General features: G+C 67.7%; 8 protein-coding genes and 1 pseudogene. 5 read left to right on the top strand and 4 right to left on the bottom strand.

The features are described 5' to 3' along the window. Together FM101_RS06575 and lgt are read right to left on the bottom strand one after the other, a co-directional pair. Positions 1–628, bottom strand: a pseudogene (locus FM101_RS06575) (DUF222 domain-containing protein); the annotation flags it as partial. Positions 629–768: 140 nt separating this feature from the next. Then, positions 769–1,782 (bottom strand): prolipoprotein diacylglyceryl transferase, encoded by a 1,014-nt coding sequence (gene lgt / locus FM101_RS06570; RefSeq protein ID WP_086997220.1) that lies wholly within the window; start codon positions 1,780–1,782, stop codon positions 769–771. A 131-nt stretch (positions 1,783–1,913) separates the two neighbouring features. On the opposite strand from lgt, the gene FM101_RS06565 reads away from it, so the two are divergent. The 5 genes from FM101_RS06565 (at position 1,914) to FM101_RS06545 (ending at position 8,422) form a co-directional block, all read left to right on the top strand. After that, complete coding sequence (locus tag FM101_RS06565) at positions 1,914–2,852, top strand: NADP-dependent oxidoreductase (RefSeq protein WP_086997246.1); 939 nt, start codon at positions 1,914–1,916, stop codon at positions 2,850–2,852. Positions 2,853–2,892: 40 nt separating this feature from the next. Beyond that, positions 2,893–5,586, top strand: a complete 2,694-nt coding sequence (gene hrpB, locus FM101_RS06560) for an ATP-dependent helicase HrpB (protein WP_086997217.1) — start codon at positions 2,893–2,895, stop codon at positions 5,584–5,586. A gap of 140 nt (positions 5,587–5,726) precedes the next feature. Next, the gene (locus FM101_RS06555) at positions 5,727–6,497 is read left to right on the top strand and encodes a hypothetical protein (protein ID WP_086997214.1); all 771 of its coding nucleotides are present in this window, start codon (positions 5,727–5,729) and stop codon (positions 6,495–6,497) included. 35 nt (positions 6,498–6,532) lie between these two features. Continuing rightward, a complete protein-coding gene (locus FM101_RS06550; protein WP_086997211.1) occupies positions 6,533–7,312 on the top strand; it encodes a class F sortase in 780 nt (259 codons plus the stop codon). 96 nt (positions 7,313–7,408) lie between these two features. Further along, positions 7,409–8,422, top strand: a complete 1,014-nt coding sequence (locus FM101_RS06545) for an MDR family NADP-dependent oxidoreductase (RefSeq protein ID WP_086997243.1) — start codon at positions 7,409–7,411, stop codon at positions 8,420–8,422. On the opposite strand, the gene FM101_RS06540 is transcribed toward FM101_RS06545, so the two are convergent. Together FM101_RS06540 and FM101_RS06535 are read right to left on the bottom strand one after the other, a co-directional pair. Next, positions 8,419–8,844, bottom strand: a complete 426-nt coding sequence (locus tag FM101_RS06540) for a hypothetical protein (RefSeq protein ID WP_086997208.1) — start codon at positions 8,842–8,844, stop codon at positions 8,419–8,421. The genes FM101_RS06545 and FM101_RS06540 overlap by 4 nt on opposite strands. Before the next feature lie 87 nt (positions 8,845–8,931). After that, the gene (locus FM101_RS06535) at positions 8,932–10,779 is read right to left on the bottom strand and encodes a thiamine pyrophosphate-requiring protein (protein WP_086997205.1); all 1,848 of its coding nucleotides are present in this window, start codon (positions 10,777–10,779) and stop codon (positions 8,932–8,934) included. Positions 10,780–10,798: the final 19 nt, after the last annotated feature.

Below are 10,798 nucleotides of genomic sequence, written 5' to 3'. Positions count from 1 at the left end.
TCGACATGGTATCCGGGGCCGGCCGCAGGGAGACCCTGCGGTCTTTCACCGCCCGTCGGGCCCGGTCCACCACCGCCGAGGGGGAGACTGCGTAGGCCAGTTTCCTGGCCCGGGCCACCAGCGCCCGGGTCCCGACACCCTCGAGGACCGAGGGATCGGCCAGGAGTTGCTCATCGACCTGGCGGCGTTGTTCCACACTGAGGCAGGCGGTTTCTTTCACCAGCAGGGTGGCCCGCCATTCACTGAGCCGGCCGGTAGCCAACGCCTGGTGGGTATGGGGCATCTCATTCACCACGGCCTTGGCCATGCCCACCAACCGATGCCCACTATTCGGGGACTCGGACCGGGCCAATGCCACCTGGGCATGGATCCCGGCACCGGCTTGATCCCGGGGGATTCCTTCGGCCGCGTGGCGGGTGCGAACTACCGTATCAAGGGCCACTGCAGCCCGGGCTTGGAGGGCGGAGAGGGCATTCTTGGTGGCCTCGGCGCCGGCCAGGACATCGATCAGGGCTGCTTCGTCCAGGTCGTTGGTGTCCAGGGCCGGCAGCAGGTCCAGGAACGAGGCCAGTGCCCCGGTGGCGGGTGCTGCCACCGGGGTTTCTGGGATCCTCATTGATTCGAACATGTCTTCGATTCTATCGAAGGCACCCCACGGATTCCCCGAAAAGCCAGCCCTGTGAGGGGCCCGTGGACAACAGTGGGTCCCCGGCCTGCTGGCCGGGGACCCACTGGAGGACTGCTGGAACTAGCTAGAAGGCGAAGCGCCTAGGCGTCCGGCGACTTCGAGGGGCTAGGACCGTCCTCGTCGGGAGCCGGCTCGGGAGCCGGTGCGGGAGCTGATGTGGGAGCCGGCTCGGCAGGATCCGCAGAGGAATCCTCGGGAGCTGCCTCCGCCGTCGTATTCTCGTCGGCGTCAGCCTCGGCCACCGGTTCGAAGCCGGCACGGTAGACCGAGGTCTCCGCCTCGGGGTGGCGGATCCCCTGCACGATGACGATTGCCAGACCCACCGCGATGGCGGCGAAGGAAGCCCAGATATTCGCCGGGATGCCCAGGAACACGTTCGAGCTCGGGTCGATCCGGATGGCTTCGAGCCAGCTGCGGCCCAGCCCGTACCAGATGAGGTAGAGGCCCAGCGCGCGGCCCCAGCGGGCACGCATCCTGCGTTCGAGCCACAGGATGACGGCGACGCCGATGAGGTTCCAGATGATCTCGTACAGGAACAGCGGGTGGAACAGGGTGCCGATGGCCGCGTCGGCCGGGAAATTCGGGTTCGAGGACTCGATCTCCAGGCCCCAGGGCAACGTGGTCGGCAGGCCGAAGAGTTCATGGTTGAACCAGTTGCCCAACCGGCCGATCGCCTGGGCCACGAGCATGGCCGGGGCCACCGCGTCGGCGAAGGACAGGAAGCGGACCCCGGCCCGTCGGCAACCGATGAACACGCCGAGGGCGCCACCGATCAATGAACCGTAGAGGGCGTTGCCGCCATCCCAGATCTTGATGATGTCCCAGGGGTCGGCGCCGGGGTAGAAGTAGTCACTGATATGCGTGAACACATGGTAGAAACGGGCGCCGACCAGCCCCAGCGGCACACACCACAGCACGACGTCGAGGACGACCTCGGGGTTGCCTCCCCGTCGTTTCAGCCGGCGCTGGGTGATCACGATGGCGGCGGCGATGCCGGCCAGGATGCACAGGGCATAGGTGTGGATCGTCAGTGGCCCCAGGTTCAACTGGGACAGGACGGGATCGGGGCTGGGCAAGCTCGCGGGAAGGTACATCGGGACCCTACATGTCAGGGGGCGTGGTCACGTCCGATCATGTCATTCTTTGGGCCGGGGGGTTGAATGTCGTGCTCGCCGGAGGACGCGCCCCACGGAATAGTCGGGCAGATTCAGCCGTTGGCGCCTATATGAAGGTTATTGGAGTCACCGAGTTCGGAGGGCCCGAAGCCCTCGCCATCCACGACGTTCCCGAGCCGCATGCCGGCCCGGGGCAGGTGCGGATCAAGGTCCGCTCCATCGCCGTCAGTCCCACGGATACCGGGGTGCGCGCCGGGTCCAACGCGGCGGTCACCGCGGCCAAGGAACCCCCGTACGTCCCGGGCATGGATGCCGCGGGTGTCATCGACGAAGTCGGCGACGGGGCAGGATTCTCCCTCGGCGACGAGGTGATGGCCATGGCCCTGCCCGACGGCGAACACGGAGGTGCCTACGTCTCCCACCTGGTGGCCGATGCCGATTCGGTGGCCAGGATCCCCGCCGGTACGACCCTCGAGGCAGCCGCGACGTTGCCGATGAACGGGCTGACGGCAATGCAGGCGCTGCGCCGGCTGGACCTGCGGCCAGGACAGGTCTTGGCGGTCACCGGGGCTGCCGGTACGTTGGGCGGCTACACGATCCAGTTGGCAAAACAGGCGGGGCTGACGGTGGTGGCCGACGTCGCCGAGAAGGACCGGAAGCTGCTCGAAGACCTCGGCCCCGACCAGCTTGTTCCACGCGGGGCGGACGTGGCCCAGCACATCCGCGGGCTCTACCCCGAGGGCGTCGACGGGCTGCTCGACGCCGCGGTCCAGCATGAGGTGGCGCTGCCGGCCGTCAAGGACGGTGGCGGCTTCGCCACGGTGCGTGGTTTCAACGGACCCACCGAACGTGGCATCACCATCCATCAGGTCTTCGTCCCCGCCGACTACCACGCAGACGGAAAGCTCGACGAGCTGCGCGAACTCGTCGAAGCCGGCCAGCTGAGCCTGCGGGTCGCCGACGTCCTGCCGGCCGAACGCGCCGCCGAAGCCCACCGCAGGCTCGAAGCAGGCGGCGTCCGCGGACGCCTGGTGTTGGTCTTCGACTGATCCTGACCGGCCCCGAAGCGCCACCGGGCACAATGGGTAGGTGACTTCCCCGACCGCCGACGCCGACCTGCCCTTCGACCTGGAGAGACTGGGTGCCGGGCTGGTCTTCGCCGGATCGCTGCCCGGGCTCGAAGACGCCCTGACCGTGAACGCCCCGGCGGGCACCGCCGTCGTGCAGGCACCCCCGGGGGCCGGCAAGACCACCTTGGTGCCACCCCTGGTGGCGAATCTGTCCGGCCGGGTGATCGTCACCCAGCCCCGCCGGGTCGCCGCCCGGGCCGCGGCCCGGCGTCTGGCACACCTCGACGGTAGCCGGGTCGGGGATCGGGTGGGATACACGGTCCGCGGCGAACACCATGCCGGGCCCGACACCCGGGTCGAGTTCGTGACCCCCGGCATCCTGTTGCGCCGGCTGCTGGCCGATCCCGGGCTGGAGGGAATCGGCGCGGTCATCATCGACGAGGTCCACGAACGGGCCCTGGACACCGATCTGTTGCTGGGGCTGCTGGCCGAGGTCCACGAACTGCGCGGAGACCTGGCTTTCCTGGCCATGTCGGCGACCCTGGATGCCCCACGCTTTGCCGCATTATTGTCCACGTACGACGGCGATGGCCCGGCTCCGGTGATCGACTGCCCCTCGGCCTTGCACCGGTTGGACACCCGGTGGGAACCGGCAGCCGTGGCCCGGCTGGATGAACGCGGAGTCACCCGCGGCTTCCTGGAGCATGTGGCGACCACTGCCGCGGCGGCCCATCGCAGGGCACTGGCTGAAAACCCCGCCATCGATGCCCTGGTCTTCGTCCCCGGGGCATGGGAAGTCGCCCAGGTGGCCGGATCGTTGCGCCGCCAGGTCGGCCCTGCCGTCGAGGTCCTGGAACTGCATGGCCAGATCGACAGTGCCAGCCAGGACCGGGCCGTGCGCGGTCGGGCCGCGGGAGACCCGCCCCGCGTGGTCGTCTCCACCTCGCTGGCCGAATCCTCGTTGACCGTTCCCGGCGTCCGGCTGGTCATCGACTCGGGGCTCGCCCGCGAACCCCGCCGCGACGCCACCCGCGGGATGACCGGATTGGTGACGGTCTCGGCCTCTCGGGCCTCGGCAGAGCAGCGGGCCGGCCGTGCCGCCCGGCAGGGACCGGGCACCGTGGTCCGCTGCTACGACCAGAAAACCTTCGGCGCCGCCCCGGCGCACCCGACCCCCGAAATCGCCGTCGCCGAACTGACCGGCGCCGCATTGACCTTGGCCTGCTGGGGTGCACCGGGTGGGCGCGGGCTCAAACTGCCGCAGGACCCACCCCAGGCCACCCTGGCCGATGCGGTGGCCGTACTCGACGAGCTCGGGGCCATTGACGGCGACGGCCTGGCCACCGACCTGGGCCGCACCCTGTCGGGGATCCCCGCCGAACCGCGCCTGGCCCGGGCACTGATCGACGGGACCGCCTGGCAGCGCGCGGCAGCACCGGGCGGACGGACCGGGACGAAACAGCAGGCAGCTGCCCGTTCCGTCGGAGAAATCGTGGCCATGGTCGCCGGGGATGCCCGCGCCCCCGGAGCCGACCTGAACCGGCTTCTCGCTGCCCTGCGCTCCGGTTCAGAGCCTTCCAGCAGGGCCTGGAAACGCGAAACCGCCCGGCTTGAAGCCATCCTGGCCCGCACCCGGCCACCCAAGGTTCCCGCGGCTGCCGCTGCCCTCTCTCCGGGGGCCGGCGCCGCTTCGGAAGCGGGACTGATCGTCGCCTTGGCCTACCCCGACCGGATCGCCCGGAGGGTTGAAGGGGCCGCGGGGGAGAGTTACCTCTTGGCCTCGGGGACCCGCGCCGGACTGCCCGCCGGGTCCTCGCTGGCCGGGCAGCAGTGGCTGGCCGTCGCGGACGTTTCCCGTGCTGCGGGCCGTGCCGCCGCGGGAACCGGCGCCGTCATCCGCTCCGCAGCACCACTGGATGCCGAGACGGCCCAAGCCGCCGCCGGGCAGCTGCTCACCGATCGGGTGCACGCACGTTTCGCCTCCGGCAAGGTGTTGGCTCGTAGGGAACGCCGGCTGGGGTCCATCGTTCTGGGGACGACGCCGGTGCGCGCCTCGGTGGAAGAAGCGGCAGCCGCGGTGGCCACCGCCCTGGAATCCGAGGGGCTGGGAATCATCGGCTTCTCCCCGGGAGCCGATGGGTTGCGCCGCCGGATGGCGTTGCTGCACCGTGAGCTGGGCGCCCCGTGGCCCGATGTCGGCGAGCGGGCCCTGCTGGGCCGGTTGGATGAATGGTTGGGCCCGGAACTCCAGTCACTGGCCGCCGGAGCCAGCGTGACATCGATTGAGCTGAGCGAACCGTTGCGCCGGCTCCTTCCCTGGCCGCAAGCCTCGCGATTCGCCGACCTGGCTCCGGAACGGTTGCAGGTCCCCAGTGGATCCAAGGTGCGCATCGACTACCCGGCAATCGACGATCCCGAGGCCCGCCCCGTCGTCGCAGTAAAACTCCAGGAATGCTTCGGCTGGGCCGCCACACCCCGCCTGGTCGATGACCGGGTGCCGGTTTTGTTCCATCTGCTCTCCCCACGCGGCAGCCCCCTGGCGGTGACCGATGATCTCGCCTCGTTCTGGTCGGGGCCCTACGCACAGGTCAGGGCCGAGATGCGGGGAAAATATCCCAAGCATCCGTGGCCCGAGGACCCGTGGTCTTCCATAGCCACCGCCAAGACGAAACGGCGGTTGGCTCAGGGGGGTCTCGGCGGGCCAGAAAAATAACTTCAACTTCTTCCAATCCGGGAACGTGCAGGGTTCCGAATGTGTTGTGCGGCACCTCCACAGGTGTTGTGAATCATGAACGCATCACGAACACCGGTTTCCGCCGATCGCGACGGGGGCCACCGATGGAAGGAAAGATCATGAAGAGAAACCTCCAACTACTGGCCGTCCCGGCAATGGCGCTGGGAATGGTCGCGTTCTCCGCGGCAGGGGCTCAAGCAGCGGATTCATACTCGGCTCAGCTGACCGAACAAAACGGCAGCGGTGCCTCCGGCTCCGTGTCCATCACCCTTGACGGGAACATGGCCACGGTGTCGGAGAAGGTCAGCGGCCTGGCCAAGACCTTCGATGGCAACCCGTACCCGCACGTCCAGCACGCCCACGTGACCATGAACGAAACGGGCAAGTGCCCGACCATCGCCAATGACAAGAACGGCGACGGCGTGGTCAGCACTCCCGAGGGTGGTGCCGCCTACGGTGAGGTGGCCACGACGTTGTCCACCAAGGGCGATACCAGCCCCAAGGCGGCCACCGATCTGAAGGTCGCGGGCATGGGTGACAGCTTCACCTACGAGCGCACCTTCGAAATGAACCAGAAGACGATCGACGGAATCAAGAATGGTCAGGCTTCCGTCGTCGTGCACGGACTCGATCCGGCCACCCTGGGCAAGGACGCCCAGGCGGCCAAGTCCGAGCTGGTTCCCGAACTGCCGTTGGCAGCCACCGCGCCCGCACTGTGTGGCACGTTGACGGCCGGGCAGATGGATATGCCCCAGGGCAATCCTGAGACCGGTGGTGGCAGCACAGCAGGCATGGACGCCTCCACCATTGCTCTGGGTGGCGGCCTGGTTCTGGCAGCTGCCGGCGCCGGTGTCTTCATGGTCCGCCGTCGTCAGGCAGGCCAGAACTAGGAAAGACACACCCGGAAAAGAGAAGGACTGAACCGATGAAGCACGCACGGAAGAATCCACGCAACGGCCGCGGTCGTCGCATCACCGCTATAGCGGTGACCGCAACGGTCGGCCTCGTCGGAGCAGTCCTGATCGGAGTCGGCGCGCGGGGGGAAGCACCACCACCCTCGCCGCCGGCCTCCGAGGCCATCGCTGATACGCCCAGCCTGAGCCCCACCTCCTCCCCACCGCCAACGTCCATGCCGTCGGCCACCCCGACCAAGCCCCAGGCCAAGACCGAGTCATCGTCGAAGGCGCCGAAGCCCAAGCCGAAGCCGACCCAGGCCGCTGCGCCGAAGCCACTCAAGCGTTCCCAGCCGGTCCGTCTGGATATCCCGTCCATCGGCGTCGATACCGACCTGCTCAACGTGGGACTCAAAGCCGATGGGTCCATCGGGGTCCCGCCGCTGGATCCTGACGCACCCGCCGGTTGGTATGCGCGCGGACCCTCACCGGGCGAACAAGGCCCCGCAGTGCTGCTGGGGCACGTTACCGCCACGGCAGACGAAGGACCGGCAGTGTTCTTCAAGCTCGGTGACCTGCGCAAGAAGGATGAGATCTCGGTGACTCGCGCCGACGGCAAGGTCGCCGTCTTCAAGGTCACGCAGATCATCCAAACCAAAAAGGATGCCTTCTCCAGTGCGGGGACGTACGCCAACACCGAAGATGCCGAGTTGCGGGTGATCACCTGCGGTGGTGCTTTCGATAAGGCCACGCAGCGTCACGCCGACAACATCGTTGTCCATGCCAAACTCGTCTCCACGCATCCGGCCTAGGGCCAGGAATCCGCTCCGGCGGACGTGGAAGACCCGATGACTCCCGTCCCGTGCCAATCCTTGGGGGGTGGCACGGGGCGGGTCTACGGTGGGGGCATGAAAAGCCAGGAAATCCAGCTCACGGCCTTACCCGACTCCACCGTCACCGCAGCGAACTTCGGGGTCTTCGATGCCGAGGCCCCCGAACCCGGGCCGGGGCAGGTGCTCGTCGCCGTTCGTCGGCTTGGTTTGAATGCCGGATTGGCCTCGCGGATCGGCAGCGAAGGCACGGCCTACGGGCCAGGGATCGGGGTGGGGGATACCCCCGCCAGCGACGCGGTCGTCGAGGTCATCGAATCGGCCAGCGATGCGTACGCCGTCGGGGATCTGGCCGTGGGCAAGGTCCACTGGCGCAGTATCGACGTCTGCGACGCCGGGGACCTCCGCCGGATCGGCGCCGAAACCGAAGACCTGGCGTGGGAGGACCATCTGACGATTTTGGGGCATGTGGGTTTCACCGCCTATACGGGGATGATCCATGTGGCCCAGGTCCAGGCGGGGGAAGACGTCTACATCACCGGTGCGGGCGGCGGGGTGGGAAGCTGCGCCGTGCAGTTCGCCAAGGCCCGCGGTGCCCGGGTGATCGGTTGCGTCGGTTCGACGGAGAAGGTTGAACTGGTCACCCGGACCTTGGGCGCCGACGCCGCAGTGAACCGGCATGACGGCCCGGCCCTGGACCTCCTGCGTCAGGCAGCACCCGACGGGATCGACCTCTACTACGACAACGTCGGCGGCGATCAGCTCGAAGCCGCGCTGGAGATGCTCCGCCATGGTGGCCGCGTGGTGATCTGCGGGGCGGTGGCGAAGGGCACCGGTGCGGGGGCGCCGCGGAACTACACCCGGCTGATCTACGGGGAACTGACCATGCGTGGCTTCACCGTCACCGAACATGAGGACCTGCGCCCCCAATTCGAGGCCGAGGTCGGCCAATGGGTGCGCGAGGGGACGGTCCGCGGGATCCACACCGGATTCACCGGGATTGAGAGTCTGCCGCGGGCCTTCGAATCGCTGCTGGCCGGAACGAGCGAGGGCCGGGTCATCGTCTCGATGGATGAGGCCGGACTCAGTTAGAAGGCCCGTTCGCGGTCCACCGGGCGGGGGCGTCGGGCGTTTTCCTTGCGCAGGGCCAGCACTGCGGCCGGCTGCAGAAGCAGGGCGAGCAGCGCGAACGAGGCACCCAGCAGGGCCACGTTCAGGGTGACGGGGTGATCGAACGCCGAATAGAACCTGATGAGCAGGAGGACCACTAGGGGCACCAGGGCGAAGAGGGCGCCGCCGGGGTGGGCGAGGATCCAGCGTGGGCTCACGGCGCCGGCGACGGAAATCCCGGCCGAGAACGCCACGAACAGACCCAGCAGGCCGGACCACATGTTTTGGTTGCTGTGGAAGAACTCACGACCTGCTTCGCTGCCCACGACCGTGAAAGCCCCCACGATGGCCACGACCGCCGTCACCAGCAAGAGCAGCCGAATGATGACCAGAACGACGCGCATGATTCCTCCCCTGGGAATGGAGCTGACGTTCCTTCCAATGTAGGCCGGTGCCCTGCCCCCAGCAAGGCTTGTTCCTCCCCGGTTGCGCTACCGCCCGTTCCCGGATTCCGGCTTCTGCTCGTTCCCCAGATGCAGGGTGTCCTTGACCCGTTCCACACCTTCGGTGAACACCGCCTTGGCCGTATCGCGCATGACATCGAGTCCTTCGGGGTCCCCCTTCAGCAGGGCCATCCCGGTGTTCTTCGCGAATTCGAAAGCCACCTTCGGCGGCAGCGGGGGAACGCTCTTGCTGGTGTAGGCATCGATGAGGGTGACGCCACGGTGGGCGAAGGCGGCATCCCAGGCGGCGGCGACCTCGTCGTCGGTCCTGACCTGGATCCCCTGGAAACCCAGCAGATCGGCGTAACCGGCGTAGTCCATGGTTTCGACATCCTGGGAGGCAGGCCAGAGCGGGTTGCCGTCCTCGGTGCGCATTTCCCACGAGACCTGGTTGAGGTCGTCGTTATGTAGCACCAGGATGATCAGCTGCGGGTTCTTCCAGCGGGCGAGGTATTTCTTGATCGTGATGAGTTCGTTCATGCCCAGCATCTGGAAGGCCCCGTCGCCGATCGTGCAGATGACGCTGCGCTCGGGGTAGGCGAATTTCGCTGCCGTCGCATAGGGCATCGCCGCCAACATGGTCGCCAGCCGGCCCGAGAGATCCCCCATCATCCCCTCGCGCAGCCGGATGTGGTGGCCGTACCAGTCGGCGGTCGAACCGGCGTCTGCGGTGACGATGGCACGCGGGGGAAGACGTCGGTTGAGTTCGTGGTAGACCCGGCGTGGATTGACCCCGTCGTCGTAGGAGACCATGGCTTCGGCCTCCATCTCCGATTCCCACTCCTTCATGCCCTGGGCGACGCCGTCCCGCCAGGAGAAGTCCGTGGTGGCCCGCAGGTGGGGGATCAGGGCGGTGAGGGTTTCCTTCACATCGCCCCAGAGGTTCAACTCGGTGGGGTAGCGCAGCCCCATCTGTTCGGGTTTGAGATCCACCTGAAGGGCCCGGGCCTGACCGGATTTCGGCAGGAACTGGGCGTAGGGGTAGTTGGTACCCAGCAACACCAGGGTGTCGCAGTGGGCCATCTGCTCCACGCTGGGCCGCGAACCCAGCAGCCCGAGCTGTTGGGAGTGGTGGGGCACCTCGGAGGGGATGACCTGTTTGGCCCGCAGCGCGGTGATGATCCCGGCGCCACAGAGTTCGGCGGCCTCCAGGACCTCAGCGGTGGCCCCGTTGGCGCCGTGCCCGACGAGGAAGGTCACCTTGGAGCCGGCGTTGATGATCTCGGCGGCCTTCAGAATTTCGTGGTGGGGAGGCACGACGGCGGTGGAAGGCGCGACGGCGCTGGAACGGGAGACCCAGCTCTGCGGACTCAGATCGGGCATCTTCTGGTCTTGGACATCGTGCGGGAGGATGACGACGGCGGGGCCAAGCCTGACCCGGGCGGTGCGGAAGGCGGTGTCCACGACGGCTTGGGCCTGTTCCGGGGAGACGATTGTCTGCACATAGACCGCGACATCGGATAAGGTCCGTTCCAGGTTGCTAACCTGCTGGCCGAAGGTGCCCAGGGCGTTCAGACCCTGCTGGCCGACGAAGGCGACGACCGGCTGGTTGTCCATCTGGGCGTCGTAGAGCCCGTTGAGCAGATGGAACACCCCGGGGGAGGAGGTGGCCACGCAGACGCCGACCTCGCCGGTGAACTTGGCGTGGGCGGTGGCCATCAGCGAGCAGATCTCCTCGTGGGTGGGCCGGATGTACTCCACCCCGTCGCCCTCGCGCTCCGCCTTGCCCAGGGCGCCGTCGAAGGCGCCAATCCCGTCCCCGGGGAAACCGAAAACGCGGCTGACACCCCATTCCCGGATGCGTCCAATCACGAAATCGCTGACCGTTCTTGCCATGGGAGGTACCTCCTGGAGA

The sequence above is a fragment of the Arthrobacter rhombi genome, assembly GCF_900163545.1.
Taxonomy (GTDB): Bacteria; Actinomycetota; Actinomycetes; order Actinomycetales; family Micrococcaceae; genus Arthrobacter_H; species Arthrobacter_H rhombi_A.
The sequence above is the reverse complement of the archived record's forward strand: the minus strand, read 5'-3'. Positions and strand labels throughout refer to the sequence as shown.

Bases quoted from the DNA above. Each gene is read 5' to 3' on its own strand.
- FM101_RS06555 (WP_086997214.1), top strand. From the start codon at position 5,727: ATGAAGAGAAACCTCCAACTACTGGCCGTCCCGGCAATGGCGCTGGGA.
- FM101_RS06540 (WP_086997208.1), bottom strand. From the start codon at position 8,844: ATGCGCGTCGTTCTGGTCATCATTCGGCTGCTCTTGCTGGTGACGGCG.
- FM101_RS06545 (WP_086997243.1), top strand. From the start codon at position 7,409: ATGAAAAGCCAGGAAATCCAGCTCACGGCCTTACCCGACTCCACCGTC.
- FM101_RS06535 (WP_086997205.1), bottom strand. From the start codon at position 10,779: ATGGCAAGAACGGTCAGCGATTTCGTGATTGGACGCATCCGGGAATGG.
- lgt (WP_086997220.1), bottom strand. From the start codon at position 1,782: ATGTACCTTCCCGCGAGCTTGCCCAGCCCCGATCCCGTCCTGTCCCAG.
- FM101_RS06565 (WP_086997246.1), top strand. From the start codon at position 1,914: ATGAAGGTTATTGGAGTCACCGAGTTCGGAGGGCCCGAAGCCCTCGCC.
- FM101_RS06550 (WP_086997211.1), top strand. From the start codon at position 6,533: ATGAAGCACGCACGGAAGAATCCACGCAACGGCCGCGGTCGTCGCATC.